The sequence below is a fragment of the Ferrovibrio sp. genome, assembly GCF_002796975.1.
Taxonomy (GTDB): Bacteria; Pseudomonadota; Alphaproteobacteria; order Ferrovibrionales; family Ferrovibrionaceae; genus Ferrovibrio.
Genome location: NZ_PEKV01000022.1, coordinates 1 through 21,916, shown reverse-complemented (window position 1 = coordinate 21,916; position 21,916 = coordinate 1). Strand labels below are relative to the sequence as shown.

The following is a 21,916-nucleotide window of genomic DNA, read 5'->3' as shown; positions in this document are numbered from 1 at the left end:
ACGCAACCAGGAGCTGCAACATGCCTCCCCTGCAGCCCGGCCAGCATCCGTCCGACCGCAGAGGATTGCAGGCCGGGGTTAGTCAATCGTTATAAATCTACCACAAAAACCCACCTGATGACAGACGGGAACCGCCCTTCAGGCAGCCTGCAAGGCGCGCGGAAGTGGAATCTTTTCAGATCTCTGACGGATTTCGCGAAATCCGGCTGTGAAAGCGGATTACTTGTTACCCGGCTTACTTGTTGCCTTGGCCGGGGTTCGGGCTGAAATGCTGCTCGAACTTGCCCTCGACGCCCTTCCAGGCATCGGCATCGGCCGGCTGCTCGCCCTTGCGGGTAATATTCGGCCACTTGGCGGCATATTCCCGGTTCATCTCGACCCACTTCTCGGCCCGGTTATCGGTATCGGGCAGGATCGCCTCGGCCGGGCATTCCGGTTCGCAGACACCGCAGTCGATGCATTCATCCGGATTGATGACCAGCATGTTCTCGCCGACATAGAAACAGTCGACGGGGCAGACCTCGACGCAATCCATGTATTTGCACTTGATGCACTGCTCGTTCACGACGTAGGTCATCGGCGGAATCCCGGGTCGAAAAATGCTGGTCTGCACTGAAGGTGCCGCTGATATGGGGCAGCGGCGGCCCGTCGGGTAGCACAGGGCCTGATCACGGTCAATTATTTGTACACATATGATGAGCAGTCAAACCTTATCTGGTGCGGCCCGGTCTGAAACGGCTGCGACACTGCGCCGCGAATCCACAGCCGCCGCCGCGAAAATCCTGGGCATAGATCAGGACATGCAGATCAGGGAATGAGTTCGTAGCTCGCCTGCGCCTCAGTCGCCGGCCCGCGGCGTTCGGGCAGGTGCAGCACCTTCAGCACCTTCACGCTGGCCGGCAGCGGCAGGGTGATCACGTCGGCGGCCCGCACCAGCGCATGCGGCTTGTCGACCACGCGGCCGTTGATGCGGATGCGGCCCTTGTTTGCCAGCTTCTGCGCAATCGCCCGCGTCTTGCAGAAGCGGGTCATCCACAGCCACTTGTCGAGCCGCAGAGCGCCGGGAGTGTCGTTGTCGTCATCGTCGTCGTCACGCATGCCGCGACTATATCGCGCCGGGCTGCAATGACTAGGTGGCCGTCGTCAGGCCGCTGTCGTCTCCGCCAGCCATTGCATCACCTGCTGCAGCGCCTCGGGCCGCGTGGCACCGTCTTCGTCGCGCGCCTTGCGATAGATCGCCACCTGCTGTGCCGCGGATGTGCCGCGCGCGATGATGGTGCGGGCATGCTGGACTTCCTTCACACAGTCGAGCGCCTCGGCATCCTCGGCCACCAGGGTCAGCATATTCTCGATCACGTCCGCAAACGGCACGATGCGCTTTTCGTTGAAATCGATCATACCCTCGGTGGTGCCGTAGCGCTGGGCGCGCCAGCGGTTTTCCTCGATCAGCAGTCGCGTGTGGTTGCGCCAGATGCCGTTGATCTCGGGCTGGCGGCGCAACGCGCGGATCAGGCAGCGATACAGCGCCGCGATGCAGAGCGTATCCTCCAGATGCGTGCAGGAATCGCCGATGCGCAGCTCCAGCGTGGGATAGCGCAAAGAGGGCCGGATCGCCCACCAGACATGGCTGGAATCTTCGATGGCGCCGGCCGAGACCAGCGTGTCGACGAAGCTGTTGTAGTCGGCCAGGTTCATGAAGAAGTCGGGAATGCCGGTGCGCGGCAGCTCGTCATAGGCGGCAAGGCGATAGCCCATCAGACCGGTGGGATATTTGCGCCAGAAGGGCGACGAGGTGCTGAGTGCCAGCAGCACCGGCAGGAAGGCCAGCATGCGATTCATGACGTCGATGCGCACATGCGGATCGCTGATCTCGACATGGATATGCATGCCGCACATCATGTTGCGCCTGGCGAGGAATTTGAGGTCGTTGGCCAGCTTCTCGTAGCGCGGCTTTTCGGTGGGCGTCTGCTCCGACCATTCCGCCATCGGATGCGTGCCGGCGGCGAAGACTTCGATGCCGAATTCCGCGCCGGCGTCTTTCAGGGCGCGACGATAGCGGCGCAGATGCTGGCGCGCCTCGTCGAGCGAATTGCAAACCGGCGTCACCACTTCGATCTGCGACTGCAGCAGTTCCGGCGTCACCTGTGCGCCCAGCACGCCGGCGGCGCGCCGGGTGAAGCCGTCCGGCACGCGCGATACGGCATTCTTGCCGTCGGTCTCGGCGAGAAAATACTCTTCTTCGATGCCAAGCGTGTAACCCGGGTTCATGCAGTCTCCATGCGATAGCCGTGCGGCGACCAGGACCTGTTGCGGCCGGCGCGGCCCTTGGAAACGATGCGGCGTTGAAAACACTCCCCCGCTGCATCGCTGCAAATACGGCAGGAATGTGATGTTTTGCTGCTGGATATCGGCCAGCGCCCGTGGCCGCATGCGGGACGGCGACCGAACATGCCCTGCGCCGTTGGCGTCTCTCCCGCGCGATGACGTATGACATCGACAACCGCCAGCGGGCGGCGACTGTCACACCCCAGGGCACTTTGGCGAAACCGGGTGGCTGAGGCTATTTGCGCGCGACCGCTGGTTTCCGCCCCTCTGCTGCGATAGATTTGCATCTATGCCAGATCGTCAGCGCACACTCATCCTCACCGGTGCCAGCCGTGGTATCGGCCATGCCACCGTTAAACGCTTCTCCGCCGCAGGTTGGCGGGTCTTCACCGTGTCGCGGCAGCCGTTTTCGGAACACTGCCCCTGGGAGGGCGGCGCCGAGAGCCATGTGCAGATGGACCTCAGCGACATTTCCACCTTGCCGGCGACAATTGCCGATCTGAAAAAGCGCCTGCCCGACGGCAAGCTGGATGCGCTGGTCAACAATGCGGCGATCTCGCCCAAGGGCGCGGGCGGCGCACGTATGGGCGTACTCGACACCGATCTCGCCGCGCTGATGCATGTCTATAACGTCAACCTGTTCTCGGTCGCCCTGCTGGCCAAAGGTCTGTTCGAGGAGCTGAAGGCGGCGCAGGGTTCGATCGTCAACGTCACCTCTATTGCCGGCGGTCGCGTGCATCCCTTTGCCGGTATGGCCTATGCCACCTCGAAGGCGGCGCTGGCGGCGCTGACCCGAGAAATGGCCTGGGAGTTCGGGCCGCATAACGTGCGGGTCAATGCCATCGCCCCGGGCGAAATCGATACCTCGATCCTGTCGCCTGGCACCGACGAGATCGTGCGCCGCGACATCCCGATGCATCGTCTGGGCAAGCCGGAAGAGGTGGCGTCGACCATCTATTTCCTCTGTACGCAGACGTCTTCTTATGTGAATGGCGCCGAAATCCACATCAACGGCGGCCAGCACGTCTGAAATTACCCCCAAAGCCTTGTAGTTTCTGCTCAGGTAGATTAACCTGAAGCACATCCAGTTTGCGTGGTATTCTGCCGGCGGCTGAGATGAGGTGGAAACGATGCTCAAGGGCAAGCGCATCCTGCTGGTGGTTTCCGGCGGCATTGCCGCTTTCAAGGTGCCGGACCTGATCCGGCGCCTGGCCGAGCGTGGCGTCAGCGTGCGCTGCGCCATGACAAAGGCCGCCGAGCAGTTCGTCACGCCCCTCACACTGGCCTCGCTGTCGGGCGAAAAGGTCTCCACCGACATCTTCTCGCTGACCGACGAAGCCGAGATGGGCCATATCGAATTGTCGCGCGATGCCGACCTCGTCGTGGTCGCGCCGGCGACGGCCAATATTCTCGCCCGCATGGCCAATGGCCTGGCCGACGACATGGCGACGACCTTGCTGCTGGCCACCGACAAGCCGGTGCTGGTGGCGCCGGCAATGAATGTGCGCATGTGGCATCACCCGGCGACGCAACGGAACATCGCGCAGTTGAAAGCCGATGGTGTTGCCTTCATCGGGCCGAACGAGGGCGAGATGGCCTGCGGCGAATACGGCCCCGGCCGCATGAGCGAGCCGCTGGAAATCGTCGCCGCCATCGAGGCGCAGTTCGGCAAGCCACTGCCGAAGCATCTGACCCTGGTGCAGCCGCGTTCGGCGAATGCGTCTGTTGCCCCGCTCAGGCAGGATCTGAAAGGTCGGCGCGCCATCGTGACCTCCGGGCCCACACATGAGCCGATCGATCCGGTGCGCTATATCGCCAACCGGTCTTCGGGCAAGCAGGGCCATGCGATTGCCGCTGCCCTTGCGGCGCGCGGCGCTGAGGTGACGCTGGTCACGGGGCCTGTATCACTGCCCGATCCGCCGGGCGTGAAGACCGTGCATGTCGAAGCGGCGCGCGACATGTTCTCGGCCTGCTTCCTCGATCTTCCGGTCGATATCTTCGTCGCTGCCGCCGCTGTGGCCGACTGGCGCGTCGCGGTCGAGGCGCCGCAGAAGCTGAAGAAAAGCGGCGACCTGCCGCCGACACTGAAACTCGCAGAGAATCCCGACATCCTGCGCGCCATCGCCACCACCGATGCCAAGCGCCGGCCGGCGCTGGTGGTGGGCTTCGCTGCTGAGACCGAAAACGTCGTCGCGCATGCGCAGAAGAAGCTCAGCAACAAGGGTTGCGACTGGATTCTGGCCAACGATGTGTCCGAAGGCACGCAGACCTTTGGCGGCGACAGCAATGCCGTGCATCTGGTGACGGCCAATGCTGTGGAAGACTGGCCGCGCATGAGCAAGCCCGAGGTGGCCGCGCGGCTGGCCGAGCGCATTGCCGCCGCCTTTAGTGAAAATTCGTCCAAGAAGAACGCGAAGAAAGGTTCGTGATGACCCGTCCGGTTCCCCTGCATGTGCCGATCAAGCAATTGCCGCACGGCGCCGGCCTGCCGCTGCCGGCCTATGCCACGCAGGATGCCGCCGGTTTCGATCTGCTCGCTGCCGTTTCCGAACCGGTCACGCTGAAGCCCGGCGAACGCAAACTGATCCCGACCGGCCTGAGCATTGCCGTGCCGCCCGGTTTCGAGGCGCAGGTGCGGCCGCGGTCCGGCCTGGCGCTGAAGCAGGGCATCACCGTGCTCAATTCGCCCGGCACCGTGGATGCGGATTACCGCGGCGAGGTCGGCGTCATCCTGATCAATCACGGCGATGCGCCTTTCACCATCAATCGCGGCGAGCGCATCGCCCAGATGATCGTCGCCGCCTACAGCCGCGTGGAATGGGTACCCGTGCAGGAACTGCCGGAAACCCAGCGCGGCGCCGGCGGTTTCGGTTCGACGGGTGTCTCGACGCCCCAAAAGACTGCAGCAGGAGACTGAGCCATGTTGAAGTGTACGCGACGCACCATGCATGCGCTGGAAGCGGTGGTCGATATCGCCTTCCATGCGCGGCCCGAACCGGTGCAGTCCAAGGATATCGCCGAGCGGCAGAATGTGCCGCAGCGCTATCTCGAACAGGTGATGCAGCATCTGGTCCGCAACGGCATCCTGAAGGGTGTGCGCGGTCCGCGCGGCGGCTACACGCTGGCGCGCGAACGCCGTCGCATCACGGTGGGCGAGGTGGTGCGCATCGTCTCGGAACTCGATGCCGATGGCGAGGAGGATTTCACCGCTGGCTCCGAACTCGGCAAGCGCACGGTGCAGCCGATCTGGGAGGAATGCCAGGCCGCGATTCTCGCGCGCATCGATAAAATCACGCTGGACGACCTGTGCGCCCGCGCCGAGACCAGCGGTTTCGCCGCGCAGCTCGAGGGCGCGGATAATTTCGCCATCTAACATTGTCCGTCATGCCGGGCTTTGACCCGGCATCCCATTTGGTGACGTAAAAGATGGGATTCCCGCTTTCGCGGGAATGACGACTGAAGGGGACCATCATGACCGAAGCCCGGCCGAACAAGATTCCGCATTTCAACCCGCCGCGTGGCAGGGTGTATGACTCGATCGTCGACACCATCGGCGCCACGCCGCTGGTGCGCATCAACCGGCTGGCGAAAGAGTCCGGCGCGCGCGCCGAACTGCTGGCCAAGCTGGAATTCTTCAATCCGCTGAATTCGGTGAAGGACCGCATCGGCATCGCCATGATCGAGGCGATGGAACACGCCGGCACGCTGAAGCCCGGTGCCACCATCATCGAGCCGACCTCGGGCAATACCGGCATTGCGCTGGCCTTCGTCGCTGCCGCGAAAGGCTATCGCCTCATTCTGGTGATGCCGGAAAGCATGTCGCTGGAACGCCGCAAGATGCTGCGCTTCCTCGGCGCCGAACTGGAACTGACACCGCCGGGCCTCGGCATGAAGGGTGCGCTGGCGCGCGCCGACGAATTGCTGAAGGAAATCCCAGGCAGCGTGATGCCGCAGCAGTTCGAGAATCCGGCCAATCCGGAAATCCACCGCAACAGCACGGCGGAGGAAATCTGGGTCGACACTGCCGGCAAGGTCGATGCGGTGATCTCCGCCGTCGGCACCGGCGGCACGCTGACCGGCGTCGGCAGCGTGCTGAAGCAGAAGAAGCCTGGCCTGCGCATGATCGCGGTCGAGCCGGAAGACAGCGCGGTGATCTCGGGCGGCAAGCCCGGCCCGCACAAGATTCAGGGTATCGGCGCCGGTTTCATCCCGGGCAATCTGGATACCAGACTGATCGACGAGACGATTACCATCGGCAACGAGACTGCCTTCGAGACCTCGCGCCGCATGGCCAGGCTGGAAGGCATTCCGGCCGGCATCTCTTCGGGTGCTGCAGTGGCGGCTGGCCTTGAAGTGGCGGCGCGGCCCGGCATGGAAGGCAAGACGGTGGTGGTGATCATTCCGTCCTTCGCCGAACGCTATCTCTCCACGGCTTTGTTCGACGGTCTGTAAGCCCTGTGTTCGGCCCAGACGAACTGGAGCGCTATTCCCGGCATATCATCCTGCCGGAAGTCGGCGGCGCGGGCCAGCAGGCGCTGAAGAAAGCGCGCGTGCTGGTGATCGGCGCCGGCGGCCTCGGCTCGCCGCTGCTTTTATATTTGGCTGCGGCTGGTATCGGGACGCTCGGCATCGTCGATGACGACACGGTGTCGCTGTCCAATCTGCAGCGGCAGGTGTTGCATGGCACCGAGGATATCGGCCGCAGGAAGACCGAAAGCGCCGCCATCGGCATCGCGGCGATCAATCCGCATGTGCGCGTGATCGAGCATACCGAGCGGCTGACGCCCGGGAATGCCGACGCACTGATCGGCGCTTACGACCTGATTGCCGATGGCAGCGACAATTTCGACACGCGCTTCCTGGTCAACGACACCTGCTACAGGCTGAAGAAGACTCTGGTGACCGCGGCGATCCTGCGTTTCGACGGCCAGCTCTCGACCTTCAAGGCGTATCAGGGCGAGCCGCATCCCTGCTATCGCTGCGTCTTCCCCGAACCGCCGCCGCCCGGCAGCGTGCCGGCCTGCTCCGAAGCCGGCGTGCTCGGTGCGCTCGGCGGCGTGATGGGCAGCCTGCAGGCGCTGGAGGTCGTGAAGGAGTTGCTCGAACTGGGCGACAGCCTCTCGGGTCGTCTCCTGTTGTATGACGCATTGCGCGGCGATATCCGCACCGTGCGCCTGCGCCGCGATCCGCACTGTAAGATCTGCGGCATTACGTAGATTTCCTGCGCAGGATTGCGGACATGGGTATGCAGCATACTAGTAATTGATTCCTGCTGAGCGCAATACGCGTTCGTTTCTGTGCCGCTATGGTTGAGCTTTGCTTCTCGCATTCATAGGATTCGAGAAATTGAATCTGCGAGAGGTGGCTATGGTCAGGTATGTTTTAATCGTGCTTGCAGCGATGCTGACGGCCTGTGCTCGTCAGGAAGCGCCTGTTGCGATTCCGCAGAACACGACAACGATTGGCGTGGCGATAGGTATCGGTGACGAATTTTACCTGGACAACCTGGCGCACTATGGCCTCGGAAGCACTTATAACAAGGCATCGGTGCAGGACTGGAAGCTGCCGGAGACGATGGAAACTGCCGTCAAGGAAACACTGGCTGCTAAATATCATATAATCAACGCCAGGCTAAATACGGACAAGATTCAAGGGCCGATACAGTATCGAACAATGTCTGAGGCATTCGCTTCAGGTTTTGCAAAGACGCCTGCCATCTACAGCGAAATGTTCGATAGCAAAACGTACGAGGCCTTTCCAGCCGACGCATTGGGATATGAGAGCGGAGCGGACTTATATCTCGTTTTTATACCCGACAATCTTATCAACCAAGGCACAAACCAGTTTTACGGCATCGGGTTGGCGCGACGCTCTACGATGATGGGCATCATTCATAGCCATTGGCTGCATACTGGCTACCGTTTAATTCTGCTGGATGGCCGCACCAAGGCAGTACTGGGCAGTCGGACCGCCAAAGGGCAAGTGATCCGCTCTGCGCCCGACGCATGGTGGCATGAGACGTTGGGCGAAATTTCCCCGCAACAACAAGCGGAGATTCGGTTCACGCTGCAGGACATGCTGACCAATAGCATTCGCCAGACTCTTGCCGACCTTGATTTGGATAAGCGTTAGACATCATCTGTTTTACTCCCGCAGGGCTAAATCACACGCCGTCGTTGTAACCTATCATCCCGGTTAGAGATCAGAATAAGATCTACGGGGTATGGGGGAATATGCAGGCGTATCTGGAGAAGGCGGGCGTCGTCGACGCCTTCGCCTGCGAAGCAACCATGGCGCCGCCCGGCTGCTGGCCGGATCTGCAGGAGCCGCGTTTCCTGCATGTGCTGCGGCACTGGGCCGAACGCCGCCAATCTGTTGACGGAAAACCGGGCGTGCGGACGCCACGCAGCGCGATCGATCCCGGCGCGATCCGCAATTGCCTGCCCAATGTCTGGATCTATCAGTATCTGCCCGACGAGGATGACTTCGTCTGCACGCTGTCGGGCGAGGGCGTCAACCAGGCCTGGGGCCAGAGCCTGATCGGCAAGCGGGTCAGTTCGATCATGCCGGCCGCGATCAGGGATCGCGTGCTGCTGCTCTATCGCAGCATGCTGATGATGCCGGCGGTGCAGTTCAGCCAGCGGCGTATCCTGCCCAATGACGGCGTGACGCAGAGCGCCGACCGGCTGATCGTGCCGCTGTCGCGCGATGACGGCAGCCCCTACGGCATTTTCGGCGTCACCATCTATCATCTCGGCAAGCAGATCACCTTTGGCGACCCGCGCGACATCCAGGGCAACGTCACCTTCTACGATTGCAATACCCTGCCGCAGACCCTTCCCTGACCCCTCCTCCCCGACGCAGGTTTCCGTTTTTCTACCCGCAGGTGCATCGACGGCCCGCTAACCCTCGCCTAGCATTCCGACAGGTCGGGGGCGGGGATGTCGGGGCAGGGTGACAGGGGCGTTGTGGAAGGCGAGGTGGCCGAGCCGGGCCACTGGCCGGTTTTCCGCGACCCGCGTTTCCTGCAGCTGCTGCGGCACTGGGCCGAGAATCGCCAGTCTGATGACGGAAAGCCGGGATTGATTATGCCGCGTGCCGCCCTGGATCCGGTCGCGATCCGGGCCTGCTTGGCCCATATCTGGCTCGCCCAGTATCTCCCCGACGAAGACAGCTTCATCTTTCGCCTGGCCGGTGAACGGGTCAACGAGGCTTGGGGCGCCAGCATCACCGGCAAGCGGCCCGACGAGTTCATGCCGCCGGCCAGCGCCACCACCGCCAAGCAGATCTATCGCCGCATCCTGTTCACGCCGGCCGTCCATGTCGGCCACCGCCGTATCGAACCGGCCGAGCGCCAGGAAAAGAGCGCCGAGCGGCTGGTCGTGCCCTTGAGCGATGGCGCGGGCGGCCCCTGGGGTATCGTCGGCATGTCGCTCTATCACTTCAATCCGGTCACCCAGGCCAACCTGCCGCCCTCCGTCGGGCCGGACGTCACCTATTATCCCTGCTCCGGATTGCCCTCAGCGGCGCCTTAAAGGCCATTCGAGTCGCATCGCTGTGGCAGATTGTCGCAGCTGGCCAGGCCTCGGGCGAGGCACCGGCAGGGCGTACAATGCTGCCCCGCGACTTTCGCGAATAGGTCAGAAAAACCCTAGTCTTGCTAGAGGGTTGATTTGGCACATGCGAGTGTTTCTTAACTGAAACGGGCCCGGCCGCCGGCTTGACGCTGACTCACCCTGTTTCTATGGTGCGCGCGCTTTCTGGGGGCGGTCGCCTCTGGCGCCGGGGGTATTCGTCCATGGCCGAACAGGATCGACCGACACCAGCACGCAGCGATGCCGACGATCCGGCGCTCGCCCGGCTCGACCGCGATCTCGAAGCGGTCCGGGTCAGGAAGGCAGCCGAAACGGCCTCGCGGCGTCCGGATGCCGATCCCGCCCAGGTGCGGAATATCGGCAAGGCCTGGTCGCTGGCGATCGAGATGGTCGCGGCGGTCGGCGTCTGTGTCTTCATCGGCTGGTGGATCGACCGCTGGTTCGGGACGGCACCCTGGGGGCTGGTGGGATTTATCCTGCTCGGCATTGCCACGGCCATGTGGTCGGCGATCCGCACGGGAATGGCAATACAGCGCGCGCAGCTCGCCGACAGTGAGCGCGGCGTAAAGAAAGAAGGGGATTAAGGTGGCAGCCGAACATCACAGCCCGCTTGAACAGTTCAAGGTCAAGTGTCTCGCCTTCTGCGGCGATGGCGGCCAGCTTCAAGCTTTTTCCTTCACCAACGCTTCGCTGTTCATGGTGCTGAGCGCGCTCTGCGCCGTGCTGCTGATGGTCTACGGCATGCGCCAGCGCGAACTGGTGCCGGGCCGGCTGCAGTCGGTGGCGGAACTCTCCTACGAATTCGTCGCCAACATGGTGCGTGAAAACGTCGGCCCGAACGGCCGCCAGTATTTCCCCTTCATCTTCACGCTGTTCATCTTCGTGCTGATGGCAAACATGCTCGGCATGGTGCCCTACAGCTTCACGGTGACCAGCCACATCATCGTCACCTTCGCGCTCGCCATCACGGTGTTCCTCGGCGTCACCGTGGTTGCCATTGCGCGCAACGGCATCCACTTCTTCACCCATTTCATGCCGGCCGGCGTGCCGATGTGGCTCGCGCCGATCATCGTGCCGATCGAGATCATCTCGTATCTCTCGCGCCCGATTTCGCTCAGCTTGCGTCTCTGCGCCAACATGCTGGCAGGGCACACCACGCTGAAGGTGTTTGCCGGCTTCGTCGCGTCGATGATCGGCATGGGCGGCGTGCTGTCGGCCTCGGGCATTCTTCCACTGATCATGGTGACCGCGCTCACCGCGCTGGAATTCCTGATCGCCTTCCTGCAGGCCTATGTTTTCGCCATCCTCACCTGCCTCTACCTGGCTGAGGCTGTGAACATGGAACATCACTAAGCGTATCTGTTTAAGTTCAACCAACCAGTTAACCCAAGAGAAGGATGAGTATTATGGATCTTGCTTCTGCCAAGATGATCGGTGCCGGCATTGCTGCAATCGGCATGGGCGGCGCCGCGATCGGCGTGGGTCTGATCTTCGCGAACTTCCTCAACGGCGCGCTGCGCAATCCGGGCGCTGCCCCGAAGCTGTTCGGCAACCTGATGCTCGGCTTCGCGGTGACCGAAGCGCTCGGCATCTTCGCGCTGCTGATCGCGCTGCTGATCCTGTTCGTCTGAGCTAAATGCCTCAGCTCGAAACAGCCACTTTCCTGCCGCAGCTCGTCTGGCTGCTGATCACCTTTGCCCTGCTCTATGTGCTGATGGCAAAGGTGGCGCTGCCGCGCGTGGCTGAGGTGGTGGACGGGCGCCGCAAGCGTCTCGAACAAGACCTCGAGGAAGCGGCACGGCTGAAGCGCGAGACTGAGAAGGCGATCGCCGACTACGAGCAGGCGCTGGCAACCGCCCGGGCGAAGGCCCAGGCCATAGCCGGCGAGACCCGCGCCAGGATCTCCGCCGAACAGGCGGCGACCAAGGCCAAGCTCGAAGCCGAGATCGCCGAGCGGACCAAGGCGGCGGAAGCCAGCATCCTCGCGGCCAAGCAGCAGGCCCTGAGCCAGCTGAAGTCGGTTGCGGCCGAGGCAGCTTCGGAAGTCGTGGCCCGCATCAGCGGCACGGCGCCCGGCAACGACGCGGTTTCGACCGCCGTTGACCAGGCACTCGCCAAGCGCAGCGCGTAACCCGGGAGGTCAGACATGCTTCATGATCCGACATTCTGGGTTCTCGTCGCCTTCGTCCTGTTCTTCGCCCTGATCTTCTATCTGAAGGTTCCGGGTAAGGTGCTGGGGCAGCTCGACGAGCGCGCCGCCCGCATCAAGAAGGATCTGGACGAGGCCGAGAAGCTGCACCAGGACGCGCAGCATCTGTTCGCCGAGTATCAGCGCAAGCAGCGCAATGCCCTGAAGGAAGCCGAGGAGATCGTCGCGGCGGCGGAAGCCGAAGCGAAGGTCCTGCTGAAGGAGACCGAGGCTGACCTGAAGGCCAGCCTGGAGCGTCGCCGCAAGCAGGCCGAGGACAAGATCGCCCAGGCCGAAAAGCAGGCCGTGCAGGAAGTGCGCGACACCGCGGTGGAAATCGCCGTGGCCGCTGCCGGTGCGGTGCTGACCCAGTCGCTGCAGGGTGCTGCCGCGGCCGCGCAGATCGACCGTGCCATCGGCGATGTGAAGGCCAAGCTGCACTAAGCTTTCGCTTCAGACACGCACATGAAAAGGGCCGCAGCGATGCGGCCCTTTTTTCTTGTGTGATCTTCTTTTCGTCGTGCCCGCGAAAGCGGGAACCCAGTCGATCCGCTGTGCTGGATCCCCGCGTTCGCGGGGATGACGATGGGAGGATACGCTGGAGACTTCTGATGTGCTGCGGAAGCGTCAATCCACCGTGCGGCAGAACACGCGGTAGAGCCGGATCACGTTGGCGTCCATGGCGCTGAGGCGGATCGCCCAGTGTTCGCCTTCGCAGATCGCCCATTCGCGCTCGTTCTCGTCCATCGACTTGCCGCGCAGCTTCACTTCATCGGCATAGCGGCCAAAGGACTCGATCACCGCGGCTTTCAGCTCGTGGGTGACATCTTCCATGTAGCAGATCACGAAGTTGAGGCTTTCCAGTTCAGCCTGCAGGCCTTCGGGCGTCAGCAGATGCGGCTTCACCGGTTCGCGGTCCCACCAGACTTCATAGACGCGGCTTTCGGTCGAGCCGGTCAGCAGGAAGTCGGTGAACATGAGCTGGCCGCCCGGCTTCATGGCGGCGCGCAGCTTGGCGAGCAGCAGGCGTTTGTCCTGCACGCTCATCAATCCGTCCTTCGAGAGAAAGACGTCGACGCTCTTGCGCTTGAAGCTGATGTCGTCCAGCGGCGTGGTCTTGATATTGGCGCGCTGCTTCACGCCCTGGCTTTTCGCCAGTTCGATCGACACGGCCGCGAGATCCGGATCCGGCTCATAGGCATCGATCCACAGATTGTCGCGTGCCATCAGGCGGGTCATGCCGCCCATGCCGCTGCCCAGTTCGGTGATCGACATATTGGGATTGAGGCCGAGCGGTGCGGTCAGCGGCTTCAGCAGCTCTTCGCCGCCGGGCTGGTTGAAGCCTTCGCCGAACAGCTTCTGTGCCACCTGCAGACGGCGGGGCGACCAGCTGTCGATGCTTGGCACCTCTTTGGGCGCATCATCGGTTGGCAGCTCGTCGGCGACCGGCTGGGTCGAGTAATCCTTCACCATATGGCGCATGACATAGTCATCGCCATGCCACCAGGCACGCAGTTTGTCGCGCCAGCTCATGTCGCCGGCGGACTCATCAGACTGCTCAGGATTCTCCTTCGCCACCAAAGCCGTACCCAGGATTCAGACTCGGACAGCATGCTGTAGCGCCGGCATGGTTGATTTTCGGTTGCCAAACGCAGGCTTCAACATTCCGCCCCGTGTGAAAACACTGGCGCAGGGTTTGCCCATAAGCAAGCGCCCGCCGGTGAGGGCGGGCGCGGCTTATACTTTAGATTTGGTTACCGTTCCTTCGGCCCAGTTCTTTTGACTAAGAACGGGATCGCCGATCGTCAGGCTGCGGCGCTTTTAGCGACGCCAGTCTTTAACGGCGGCTGGCCATGCGTTCGGGCAGCAGGTCGCGCACCCGGCGGCGGGCCTCGGTGTCGCGGATGCGGGCCGACTGGGCGGTGGTGATCAGGCGCGGCGCCGGCGGATTGGCCAGCACGGTGACCGGATCGGTCAGCAGGTTGTCGGCCAGCTGCTTGATCTCGGCCGGCAGCGTGGTGGCGAACACGATGGTCTGGCGTTCGGTCGGCGCGGCCTCGAAGATGGCGCGCAGTTCGTTGGTGACGCCCAGTTCCAGCATGCGGTCGGTCTCGTCCAGCACCATGATCTCGAGCTTGTTCAGCTCCAGCTGGCCGGCATTGATCAGTTCGACCACGCGGCCGGGGGTGCCGATCAGGATGTCGATGCCGCGGCTCAGAGCCTGCGCCTGCGCGGCCTTGCCCGGGCCTTCATAGACGGTGACCTGGGACAGGCGCACGAAGCGGCCGTAAGCGCGGAAGCTTTCCTGGATATGCTGCACGCGCTCACGCGACGTGGTCAGGATCAGCGCGCGCACCTTGCGCGGACCGGCAGGATGACGGTCGATCGACAGATGCTGCAGGATCGGCAGCGTGAAGGCGACGGTCTTGCCGGCACCGGCTTCGGCCTGGCCCAGCAGGTCGCGGCCCTGCAGCAGATGCGGAATGGCCTTGGCCTGGATCGGCGTTGGCGCGACGTGCTTTTCAGCCGTCAAGGCGCGCTGGATGGGTTCAACGAGATCAAGGGAGGAAAATTGGCTGTTGCTCAACATAGGCCTGCAAAGGTTAGTTACGCGGCAGGGATACCACTTGCGACCGTAACACCTGAAACTGGTCCTGAGTGACAATTTTTTCCTTGTCCGGCAGCGCTTAACACGCGGCGGCGAACGGGGGTTTTTGTCACGGAAGCCATAGTCAGGAGGCACGGCGGCGTCCGGCGGGGTACCGCGAACCCGCGTGATACTAGCGGTCGTTCCCTGTTTTGCAAGCGCGAAACAACGTGGTGCGACAATCGGGTAAAAACCGCCAAAAACGTCATTTTTTCGCGCCTGCCTTTCCGCACTGATGTGGTGACAAGAATGTGCTTTTTCAAGCAGATGGCAGTGATTTCCACAGTCATGCTGTGGCACTCCCGCATCGGGCGCATGGCAGCTTTGCCGTACCGGCAAACGGGTGGAAACACCCTTATCGGGCGGCGACTCGGCCGGCCCGGAAAAGGACTCGGGAAACGCCCTGAAAATGGTTAATCCGGCTACGGTCCAGCTTCGTTAAGGCCGTTTGCCATCGGACTTTCCCTTACGGAAGCCTGACCTCCCCGCGCGGGACGATCCGGCCCGCAGTCCGCCCGGCAATGCGCCTTGCAATTGGGGGGATTGGCCGCTAAAACCGCGCGCTCTACGTATCGGGCGTTCCGGCTGGAAGGGCTGCCGAGTTCGTCTTGAAGATCACTCCATACCTCGGAGGTATATGAAATGCCCAAGTTGAAGACCAAGAGCTCGGCCAAGAAGCGCTTCAAGCTCACGGCGACCGGTAAGGTGAAGCGTGCCCATGCGGGCAAGCGTCACGGCATGATCAAGCGCACCAACAAGCAGATCCGGAATCATCGCGGCACCGCCGTGGTGTTCGAAGGCGATGCGCGCAAGATCATCAAGAACTACCTGCCAAACGCCTGAGTTAAGGAGACACTGACATGGCACGTGTTAAGCGGGGCGTTACCGCCCATGCCCGCCACAAGAAGGTCCTGAAGCTCGCCAAGGGCTATCGTGGCCGCAATTCCACTGTATTCCGCGTCGCGATCGAGAAGGTCGAAAAGGGCCTTCAGTATGCGTTCCGCGACCGTCGCGCCAAGAAGCGCAACTTCCGTTCGCTCTGGATCCAGCGCATCAACGCTGCGGCCCGCGAACAGGGTCTGACCTACGGCCGATTTATCAACGGCCTCGCGCTCGCCGGCATCGACATCGACCGCAAGGTTCTGGCCGATCTCGCCGTGCATGAGCCCGAGGCTTTCAACGCCCTGGTGGCGCAGGCCAAAGCGGCCCTGCCTGCCTCGGCGGCCTGATCGGCCCGCACGCGCAATTCAATTCAAGCGACCGTTTGCGAAGGGGGCCGTCACCACGGCCCCCTTTGTTTTTGTCCGCACTGAACAACAAGAAGAGTCCCGATGACCGAGATCGCCCGGCTGGCCGCTGAAACCGAAAGCGCCGTCGCCACTGCGCAGACCCTGGACGCGCTCGAAGAGGTCCGCCTTGCCGTGCTCGGCAAGAAGGGCTGGCTCTCAGCGGCGCTGAAGGAACTCGGCGCACTGTCGCCCGACGACCGCAAGGCGCGCGCGCAGCAGCTCAATGAAGTGAAGGATCGCCTCGGTGCTGCGCTCGACGCGCGCAAGACCGTGCTGGCCGATGCCGCCATCGATGCGCGTCTGAAGGCTGAAACGCTGGATATGACGCTGCCGCTCAGCGAGAGCGCCGAGCAGGCCGGCCGCATCCATCCGGTCAGCCAGGTGATCGACGAGATCACCGAGATTTTCGCCGCGATGGGTTTCAACATCGCCGAAGGCCCGGATATCGAGGACGACTTCCACAATTTCACGGCGCTGAACATTCCGCCCGAGCATCCGGCGCGGCAGATGCAGGACACCTTCTATCTGCCCAAGCGCGGCGCCGATGGCGAACAGATCGTGCTGCGCACGCATACCTCGCCGGTGCAGGTGCGCACCATGCGCGGCGGTCCGCCGCCGTACCGCATCATCGTGCCGGGTCGCACCTATCGCAGCGACTACGACATGACGCACACGCCGATGTTCCATCAGGTGGAGGGTCTGGTGATCGACCGCGCCATCCATATGGGCCACCTGAAAGGCGTGCTGACCGAATTCTGCAAGGCCTTCTTCGAGACCGACAAGGTGAAGATGCGCTTCCGCCCGAGCTATTTCCCCTTCACCGAACCCTCGGCCGAAGTGGACATCAACTGCTCGCGCGACGGCGGCGTGCTGCGCGTCGGCGAGGGCAACGACTGGCTCGAAATTCTCGGCTCCGGCATGGTCAATCCGAAGGTGCTGGAATATTGCGGCCTCGATCCGAATGAATGGCAGGGCTTTGCCTTCGGCATGGGCATCGATCGCATTGCCATGCTGAAATACGGCATTCCCGATCTGCGCAGCTTCTTCGACGCCGATCTGCGCTGGCTCAAGCATTACGGCTTCGTGCCGCTTGATGTGCCCACGCTGGGTCAGGGAGTCGCGCGATGAAATTCACGCTCGCCTGGCTCAAGAGCCATCTCGACACCACGGCTTCGCTCGATGAGATCGCCGCGAAGCTGACCGCCATCGGCCTCGAAGTCGAAGGCATCGAGGATCGTGCCGCGATCTTCGCGCCCTTCATCGTGGCCGAAGTGAAAAAGGCCGAGCAGCATCCCAATGCCGACAAGCTGCGGGTCTGCGAAGTCTTCACCGGCACGGAAACCATCCAGGTCGTCTGCGGTGCGCCGAATGCGCGCACCGGCATGAAGGGAATTTTCGCCCCCGCCGGCTCGACCGTACCCGGCACGCAGCTGCTGCTCAAGGCCACCACCATTCGCGGCGTCGCCTCGAACGGCATGCTCTGCTCCGAACGCGAGATGGGGCTGACCGACGAACATACCGGCATTATCGACCTGCCGCTCGACACGCCGCTTGGCATGCCGATGGCCAAGGTCTTCGGTCTTGATGATCCCGTGATCGAGATCAAGCTGACGCCGAACCGCGGCGATTGTCTGGGCGTGCGCGGCATCGCGCGCGATCTGGCCGCGGCCGGCCTCGGCACGCTCAAGCCTTATGCGGTGCCCAACGTAAAGAGCAGCTTCAAGAGTCCGATCAATGTGTCGCTCGATTTCCCGGCCGGCGTGGAAAACGCCTGCCCGGTTTTCGCCGGGCGCTACATTCGCGGCGTCAAGAACGGGCCGTCGCCGGCCTGGCTGCAGCAGCGCCTCAAGGCCATCGGGCTTCGGCCTATTTCTGCTTTGGTCGATGTCACCAACTTCTTCACCTACGATCTCGGCCGGCCGCTGCACGTTTTCGATGCCGCCAAGGTGAAGGGCAATATCACCGCGCGTCTGGCCAAAAGCGGCGAAAAGCTGCTGGCGCTGGACGGCAAGGAATATGTGCTGGATGACGGCATCACCGTCATCGCTGACGAAGCGGGCCCCGAAGGCCTGGGCGGCGTGATGGGTGGCGAACATACCGGCTGCTCGTTCGACACCACCGAAGTGTTTCTGGAATCTGCCTGGTTCGATCCGGTGCGCACCGCCACCACCGGCCGCAAGCTCGGGATTCATTCCGATGCGCGCCATCGCTTCGAGCGCATTGTCGATCCGGCTTTCGTGGTGAGCGGCGCCGAAGTCGGCACGCAGATGATCCTCGATCTCTGCGGCGGCGAGGCCTCCGAGATCGTGCTGGCCGGCAAGGCGCCCGACTGGAAGAAGACCGTCACCCTGCGGCCGACGCGCCTGCTCGGTCTGGTCGGCTTCGACCTGCCGGTGGCTGAACAGACGCGGATTCTGGAGTCGCTCGGCTTCACCGTGAGCAAGCGCGGCGACGTGCTGTCGGTCGATGTGCCGAGCTGGCGTCCCGATATCGATGGCGAAGCCGATCTGGTGGAAGAAATCGCGCGCCAGCATGGTTTCGATGCCATTCCGGCCGAACCGCTGCCGCCGTTGCGCGCCGTGCCGGCGCCGGCCGTCTCGGCCGGGCAGCGTCGGGTCAGAATGGCAAGACGCGCGCTGGCGGCGCGTGGCCTCACCGAAGCCGTGACCTACTCGTTCATCCGCAGCACCGAGGCCGAAGTCTTCGGCGGCGGGCAGGAGGAGCTGCGCCTGGTCAACCCGATCAGCGCCGATATGGACACGATGCGACCCTCGATCCTGCCGGGCCTGATTGCGGCGGCGAAGCGCAACATGGATCGCGGCCAGATGGATGTCGCGCTGTTCGAGATCGGGCCGCAATATGCCTCTGTTGCCATGGATGGCCAGTCGATCGTGGCAACCGGCTTGCGCCGTGGCGCCAGTGGCGCACGGCACTGGCGCGACCGTTCGCGCAATGTCGATGGCTATGATGCCAAGGCCGATGCGCTGGCAGCACTCAGCGCCGCTGGCGTCGACACGGCTCCGCTGATGGTGATGGACGGTGCGCCCGGCTGGTATCATCCCGGCCGCTCCGGCACCTTGCGTCTCGGCCCCAAGACCATTCTCGCCACCTTCGGCGAGTTGCATCCGCGCGTGCTGCAGAAGCTGGATATCAAAGGCCCGGTTGTGGCCTTCGAGGTCTGGCTCGAGCGCATCCCGGCCAGCCGCGGCAAGGCCGGCGTGCGCACCAGGCCGGCGCTGAAGCTGTCGGAACTGCAGGCGGTGGAGCGCGACTTTGCCTTCATCGTCGATGCTGAGGTACAGGCGGAAAACCTGCTGAAAGCCGTGCGCGGTTCTGACAAGGCGCTGATCGCGCGGGCCTCCGTGTTTGACATCTTCTCCGGCGCGGGGATTCCCGAGGGCAAGAAGTCGCTGGCGATCAGCGTGCGGCTGGAACCGCAACAGCAGACGCTGACCGACGCCGAGATCGAGGTGGTGGCGAAAAAGATCGTGGCGGCGGCCGAGAAGGCCTGCGGCGCCACGCTCCGCGCGTAGACGGCCACGACAATGCTGGTGCTCGGCGTCCATTCCGGTTGGCAGGACGCCGGCGCCGCTGTCTTCGACGGCAGCCGTCTGCTCGCCGCCGTGCCGCTGGCGCGATTGTCGGGCGTGGCGAGAGATGGCGGGCGTCTGCCTATCGAAGCAATCCACGTATGCCTCGACATCGCACGGATTCGTGCTGGCGATATCGCCGGTCTCGCGCTGAGTCAGGGGCTGTTCCCCGGCCGGCATTTCCGCGCGCTGTCATTGCCGCGTCGCGTCGGCCGCGGTTTGCGCAGCCTGCTCGGTCGCGACACGCCGATCAGCCTGCCGGATGAAGCGCGCAAGCATAACCGTGCCAAACCCGACAGCCTGCTCGATCTCGGATTGCTCGCCGGCGATCTCGGCCTCAACCGCCATGTGCAGGCGCGGCTCTACGGCCGCCACGAGGCCTACGCGATGCTGGCGCTGGCCGATGCGCCCTGGGCCGACGACACGCTGGTCTTCACCGCCGACCAGACCGGCTGCGCGGCGCGCGTGCTGAAATACGGCCGCCTTGCCGTGCTGCAGGAAGACGGCGAGGGCGAGTCGGTCGGCCAGCTGGTCGGCCTCGCGCTCGATGGCCTCGGCCTGCCGGATGTGCCGTCGCTGTTTGCACTCGGTTTGCAGGGCGAACCGATCTTCGGCGAAGCCTTCCGCGCCCATGTAAAGGTGGATGCGCAGGGACATATCGTCACTGATTTCTCAGCCGAAGGCGGTGCGGCGCGCTGGCTGCGCCGGCTGGCGGAAGGCCAGGCGCCGGAATTGCTCTCCGCCTCGCTCGGCCTGCTGCTGGCGGATCGCTTCGCCGAAGCCATCAAGGCACTGCTGGAACGCCATGGCCTGCGCCGTGTCGCGCTGGCCGGACCTTTGCTGGCCGATCCGGTTTTGCTGATGCAGCTGCAGACGCGACTGGGCGAGGGCGTTGCCGTCTCGGCGCAGCTAATCGATGAAAGCGCGCTGCCGCTGGGCGGCGCACTGGCGCTGGTGTTGCAACAGGACGGCCTGGAGGCCTGGCTGCGCCAGCGCCGGCCTTTGCGCGACGCTGCCTGGGGCCGCGATTACAGCGGCGATCTCGATCCGGTGCTGGGTAATGCCGGCTGCCGCATGGTCAGCCGCGATCCGCTGCACGCCGCCGCCGCTTTGCTGAATGCCGGCAAGGTGATCGCCATCGGCGAGGGCCGCGGCATCGGCGCCAGCGGCGGCGTCAATCGTCTGGTGCTGTTTGCCGGCAAGGAGGCCGATCTGCCGGCGCAGGTGAATGCGCGGCTGGATCGTCCGGTCTGGAGCCGGCCGACGCTGTATGCGTCGCGCGCTGCGCTGGCCGAACTGCTGCCCGACTGGCGCGATCCGGCGCTGGCGGCAAGGCTGGCGCCGCGCTGGGCGCCGCAGCTGCCGGCGCTGGCGACGCATCCGGTCAGTGCCGAAATCGTCGACGAACTGCGCCATCCGCTGCTGCATGGCCTGATCGAAAGCTATAAGTCGCTCTGCTGGCTGCCCGGCCTGCTCGGCTGCGCCATGCAGATCGGCAACGAACCCGCGCTGGATGCACCCTCTGACCTGCTGCGCCTGCTGCGTGAGGGCCGCGTGGATTACATCGTCACCGACCAGGCGGTATGGGAGCGGGGACAGTAGTTCTTTTCCGTCGCTCCCGCGAAAGCGGGAGCCCAGTCGGGCCACTGCTCTGGATCCCCGCCTTCGCGGGAATGACGATATAGAGGTCTATGCCGCCCCGGCATCGACTGAGGCAACAGCGGCATTGGCCCCTGCTGAGTACGCCGCGTAAACTTCTCCGTATAAATACAAACGGAGGAAACCCCACCATGAAGCATCCCGTGCGCCCATTCATCATTGCGGCAGCCCTGCTGCCCGTTCTCGCCGCCGCCCCGGCGCTCGCGCAAAACTGGCCGAGCAAGCCGATCACCGTGATCGTGCCCTATGCCGCCGGCGGCCCGACCGATACGGTCGCGCGCCTGACCGCGCTGGGCCTGTCGCGCCAGCTCAACAATCATACCGTGGTGGTGGAAAATGCCACCGGTGCGGGCGGCACCATCGGCGCCAACCGCGTCGCCACCGCCGAACCCGACGGCCATACGCTGCTGGTGCATCATGTCGGCATCTCGACCGCCGCCACGCTGTATCGCAAGCTGCCCTACGATACCAAAACCGCCTTCGCGCCGATCGCGCTGCTGACTGACTCGGCGATGACCATCATCGCGCGCGAGGACTTCCCGCCGAATACCCTGCCGGAGCTGATCGCGCATCTGAAGAAGGAAGGCGGCAAGGTCTCCTATGGCAATGCCGGCATCGGCGCC

At 63.6% G+C, this 21,916-nt stretch carries 25 protein-coding genes; 20 read left to right on the top strand and 5 right to left on the bottom strand.

Annotation, left to right across the window (positions count from 1 at the left end):
- Nucleotides 1–235 precede the first annotated feature (235 nt).
- From fdxA to CTR53_RS20170, 3 genes are all read right to left on the bottom strand, one after another.
- Complete coding sequence (gene fdxA / locus CTR53_RS20180; RefSeq protein ID WP_290817930.1) at nucleotides 236–577, bottom strand: ferredoxin FdxA; 342 nt, start codon at nucleotides 575–577, stop codon at nucleotides 236–238.
- Nucleotides 578–807: 230 nt separating this feature from the next.
- The gene (locus tag CTR53_RS20175; RefSeq protein WP_290817927.1) at nucleotides 808–1,098 is read right to left on the bottom strand and encodes an RNA-binding S4 domain-containing protein; all 291 of its coding nucleotides are present in this window, start codon (nucleotides 1,096–1,098) and stop codon (nucleotides 808–810) included.
- Nucleotides 1,099–1,143: 45 nt separating this feature from the next.
- Nucleotides 1,144–2,268 carry a carboxylate-amine ligase gene (locus CTR53_RS20170; RefSeq protein WP_290817924.1) on the bottom strand — a complete coding sequence of 375 codons (1,125 nt, stop codon included), beginning with the start codon at nucleotides 2,266–2,268 and terminating at the stop codon, nucleotides 1,144–1,146.
- 346 nt (nucleotides 2,269–2,614) lie between these two features.
- Between CTR53_RS20170 and CTR53_RS20165 the strand changes: the two genes are divergently transcribed.
- The 14 genes from CTR53_RS20165 (at nucleotide 2,615) to CTR53_RS20100 (ending at nucleotide 12,552) form a co-directional block, all read left to right on the top strand.
- Complete coding sequence (locus tag CTR53_RS20165) at nucleotides 2,615–3,355, top strand: SDR family NAD(P)-dependent oxidoreductase (protein WP_290817921.1); 741 nt, start codon at nucleotides 2,615–2,617, stop codon at nucleotides 3,353–3,355.
- 100 nt (nucleotides 3,356–3,455) lie between these two features.
- Entirely contained in the window at nucleotides 3,456–4,754 is a 1,299-nt protein-coding gene (gene coaBC / locus CTR53_RS20160; RefSeq protein WP_290817918.1) for a bifunctional phosphopantothenoylcysteine decarboxylase/phosphopantothenate--cysteine ligase CoaBC, read from the top strand.
- Nucleotides 4,754–5,242, top strand: a complete 489-nt coding sequence (dut, locus tag CTR53_RS20155; RefSeq protein ID WP_290817885.1) for a dUTP diphosphatase — start codon at nucleotides 4,754–4,756, stop codon at nucleotides 5,240–5,242. The genes coaBC and dut overlap by 1 nt, the downstream gene beginning before the upstream one ends.
- A 3-nt stretch (nucleotides 5,243–5,245) precedes the next feature.
- On the top strand, nucleotides 5,246–5,698 hold the full coding sequence (locus CTR53_RS20150; protein WP_290817882.1) for an Rrf2 family transcriptional regulator: 453 nt from the start codon (nucleotides 5,246–5,248) through the stop codon (nucleotides 5,696–5,698).
- A 98-nt stretch (nucleotides 5,699–5,796) separates the two neighbouring features.
- Complete coding sequence (gene cysK, locus CTR53_RS20145; RefSeq protein WP_290817879.1) at nucleotides 5,797–6,777, top strand: cysteine synthase A; 981 nt, start codon at nucleotides 5,797–5,799, stop codon at nucleotides 6,775–6,777.
- 5 nt (nucleotides 6,778–6,782) lie between these two features.
- Nucleotides 6,783–7,541, top strand: coding sequence for a molybdopterin-synthase adenylyltransferase MoeB (locus CTR53_RS20140; protein ID WP_290817876.1), 759 nt, complete (start codon nucleotides 6,783–6,785; stop codon nucleotides 7,539–7,541).
- Nucleotides 7,542–7,671: 130 nt separating this feature from the next.
- The gene (locus tag CTR53_RS20135) at nucleotides 7,672–8,457 is read left to right on the top strand and encodes a hypothetical protein (RefSeq protein WP_290817873.1); all 786 of its coding nucleotides are present in this window, start codon (nucleotides 7,672–7,674) and stop codon (nucleotides 8,455–8,457) included.
- A gap of 101 nt (nucleotides 8,458–8,558) precedes the next feature.
- The gene (locus CTR53_RS20130) at nucleotides 8,559–9,170 is read left to right on the top strand and encodes a PAS domain-containing protein (protein ID WP_290817870.1); all 612 of its coding nucleotides are present in this window, start codon (nucleotides 8,559–8,561) and stop codon (nucleotides 9,168–9,170) included.
- A gap of 96 nt (nucleotides 9,171–9,266) precedes the next feature.
- Nucleotides 9,267–9,860 carry a PAS domain-containing protein gene (locus CTR53_RS20125; RefSeq protein WP_290817867.1) on the top strand — a complete coding sequence of 198 codons (594 nt, stop codon included), beginning with the start codon at nucleotides 9,267–9,269 and terminating at the stop codon, nucleotides 9,858–9,860.
- Between the two features lie 263 nt (nucleotides 9,861–10,123).
- Nucleotides 10,124–10,504, top strand: coding sequence for an AtpZ/AtpI family protein (locus CTR53_RS20120; RefSeq protein WP_290817864.1), 381 nt, complete (start codon nucleotides 10,124–10,126; stop codon nucleotides 10,502–10,504).
- 1 nt (nucleotide 10,505) lies between these two features.
- Entirely contained in the window at nucleotides 10,506–11,273 is a 768-nt protein-coding gene (locus CTR53_RS20115) for a F0F1 ATP synthase subunit A (RefSeq protein ID WP_290817862.1), read from the top strand.
- A gap of 53 nt (nucleotides 11,274–11,326) precedes the next feature.
- Complete coding sequence (locus tag CTR53_RS20110) at nucleotides 11,327–11,551, top strand: F0F1 ATP synthase subunit C (RefSeq protein ID WP_144068315.1); 225 nt, start codon at nucleotides 11,327–11,329, stop codon at nucleotides 11,549–11,551.
- Nucleotides 11,552–11,556: 5 nt separating this feature from the next.
- Nucleotides 11,557–12,051 (top strand): F0F1 ATP synthase subunit B', encoded by a 495-nt coding sequence (locus CTR53_RS20105; protein WP_290817859.1) that lies wholly within the window; start codon nucleotides 11,557–11,559, stop codon nucleotides 12,049–12,051.
- Between the two features lie 15 nt (nucleotides 12,052–12,066).
- Entirely contained in the window at nucleotides 12,067–12,552 is a 486-nt protein-coding gene (locus CTR53_RS20100; protein WP_290817856.1) for a F0F1 ATP synthase subunit B, read from the top strand.
- A 183-nt stretch (nucleotides 12,553–12,735) separates the two neighbouring features.
- Here the strand turns inward: CTR53_RS20100 and CTR53_RS20095 are convergent, their stop codons facing one another.
- Together CTR53_RS20095 and CTR53_RS20090 are read right to left on the bottom strand one after the other, a co-directional pair.
- Nucleotides 12,736–13,641 (bottom strand): methyltransferase domain-containing protein, encoded by a 906-nt coding sequence (locus tag CTR53_RS20095; RefSeq protein ID WP_290817853.1) that lies wholly within the window; start codon nucleotides 13,639–13,641, stop codon nucleotides 12,736–12,738.
- Nucleotides 13,642–13,945: 304 nt separating this feature from the next.
- Nucleotides 13,946–14,641, bottom strand: a complete 696-nt coding sequence (locus tag CTR53_RS20090; protein WP_290817850.1) for a DEAD/DEAH box helicase — start codon at nucleotides 14,639–14,641, stop codon at nucleotides 13,946–13,948.
- 756 nt (nucleotides 14,642–15,397) lie between these two features.
- Here CTR53_RS20090 and rpmI point away from each other — a divergent pair.
- The 6 genes from rpmI to CTR53_RS20060 form a co-directional block, all read left to right on the top strand.
- Nucleotides 15,398–15,598 (top strand): 50S ribosomal protein L35, encoded by a 201-nt coding sequence (gene rpmI / locus CTR53_RS20085; RefSeq protein WP_144068321.1) that lies wholly within the window; start codon nucleotides 15,398–15,400, stop codon nucleotides 15,596–15,598.
- A 17-nt stretch (nucleotides 15,599–15,615) separates the two neighbouring features.
- Entirely contained in the window at nucleotides 15,616–15,984 is a 369-nt protein-coding gene (gene rplT / locus CTR53_RS20080) for a 50S ribosomal protein L20 (protein WP_290817847.1), read from the top strand.
- 102 nt (nucleotides 15,985–16,086) lie between these two features.
- Nucleotides 16,087–17,172, top strand: coding sequence for a phenylalanine--tRNA ligase subunit alpha (gene pheS, locus CTR53_RS20075; protein WP_290817845.1), 1,086 nt, complete (start codon nucleotides 16,087–16,089; stop codon nucleotides 17,170–17,172).
- Nucleotides 17,169–19,577 carry a phenylalanine--tRNA ligase subunit beta gene (gene pheT / locus CTR53_RS20070; protein ID WP_290817842.1) on the top strand — a complete coding sequence of 803 codons (2,409 nt, stop codon included), beginning with the start codon at nucleotides 17,169–17,171 and terminating at the stop codon, nucleotides 19,575–19,577. Before pheS ends, pheT begins: the two co-directional genes overlap by 4 nt.
- A gap of 12 nt (nucleotides 19,578–19,589) precedes the next feature.
- Complete coding sequence (locus tag CTR53_RS20065; RefSeq protein ID WP_290817839.1) at nucleotides 19,590–21,236, top strand: hypothetical protein; 1,647 nt, start codon at nucleotides 19,590–19,592, stop codon at nucleotides 21,234–21,236.
- 188 nt (nucleotides 21,237–21,424) lie between these two features.
- The coding region (locus CTR53_RS20060; RefSeq protein ID WP_290817835.1) for a tripartite tricarboxylate transporter substrate binding protein at nucleotides 21,425–21,916 on the top strand (492 nt) is incomplete at its 3' end.

Excerpts from the sequence above, each read along its gene's own strand:
- CTR53_RS20125 (WP_290817867.1), top strand. The coding sequence starts at position 9,267 with ATGTCGGGGCAGGGTGACAGGGGCGTTGTGGAAGGCGAGGTGGCCGAG.
- fdxA (WP_290817930.1), bottom strand. The coding sequence starts at position 577 with ATGACCTACGTCGTGAACGAGCAGTGCATCAAGTGCAAATACATGGAT.
- CTR53_RS20175 (WP_290817927.1), bottom strand. The coding sequence starts at position 1,098 with ATGCGTGACGACGACGATGACGACAACGACACTCCCGGCGCTCTGCGG.
- coaBC (WP_290817918.1), top strand. The coding sequence starts at position 3,456 with ATGCTCAAGGGCAAGCGCATCCTGCTGGTGGTTTCCGGCGGCATTGCC.
- CTR53_RS20120 (WP_290817864.1), top strand. The coding sequence starts at position 10,124 with ATGGCCGAACAGGATCGACCGACACCAGCACGCAGCGATGCCGACGAT.
- cysK (WP_290817879.1), top strand. The coding sequence starts at position 5,797 with ATGACCGAAGCCCGGCCGAACAAGATTCCGCATTTCAACCCGCCGCGT.
- CTR53_RS20150 (WP_290817882.1), top strand. The coding sequence starts at position 5,246 with ATGTTGAAGTGTACGCGACGCACCATGCATGCGCTGGAAGCGGTGGTC.
- CTR53_RS20130 (WP_290817870.1), top strand. The coding sequence starts at position 8,559 with ATGCAGGCGTATCTGGAGAAGGCGGGCGTCGTCGACGCCTTCGCCTGC.
- rpmI (WP_144068321.1), top strand. The coding sequence starts at position 15,398 with ATGCCCAAGTTGAAGACCAAGAGCTCGGCCAAGAAGCGCTTCAAGCTC.
- CTR53_RS20105 (WP_290817859.1), top strand. The coding sequence starts at position 11,557 with ATGCCTCAGCTCGAAACAGCCACTTTCCTGCCGCAGCTCGTCTGGCTG.
- pheT (WP_290817842.1), top strand. The coding sequence starts at position 17,169 with ATGAAATTCACGCTCGCCTGGCTCAAGAGCCATCTCGACACCACGGCT.
- CTR53_RS20165 (WP_290817921.1), top strand. The coding sequence starts at position 2,615 with ATGCCAGATCGTCAGCGCACACTCATCCTCACCGGTGCCAGCCGTGGT.
- CTR53_RS20065 (WP_290817839.1), top strand. The coding sequence starts at position 19,590 with ATGCTGGTGCTCGGCGTCCATTCCGGTTGGCAGGACGCCGGCGCCGCT.
- CTR53_RS20095 (WP_290817853.1), bottom strand. The coding sequence starts at position 13,641 with ATGAGCTGGCGCGACAAACTGCGTGCCTGGTGGCATGGCGATGACTAT.
- CTR53_RS20100 (WP_290817856.1), top strand. The coding sequence starts at position 12,067 with ATGCTTCATGATCCGACATTCTGGGTTCTCGTCGCCTTCGTCCTGTTC.
- CTR53_RS20170 (WP_290817924.1), bottom strand. The coding sequence starts at position 2,268 with ATGAACCCGGGTTACACGCTTGGCATCGAAGAAGAGTATTTTCTCGCC.
- rplT (WP_290817847.1), top strand. The coding sequence starts at position 15,616 with ATGGCACGTGTTAAGCGGGGCGTTACCGCCCATGCCCGCCACAAGAAG.
- CTR53_RS20110 (WP_144068315.1), top strand. The coding sequence starts at position 11,327 with ATGGATCTTGCTTCTGCCAAGATGATCGGTGCCGGCATTGCTGCAATC.
- dut (WP_290817885.1), top strand. The coding sequence starts at position 4,754 with ATGACCCGTCCGGTTCCCCTGCATGTGCCGATCAAGCAATTGCCGCAC.
- pheS (WP_290817845.1), top strand. The coding sequence starts at position 16,087 with ATGACCGAGATCGCCCGGCTGGCCGCTGAAACCGAAAGCGCCGTCGCC.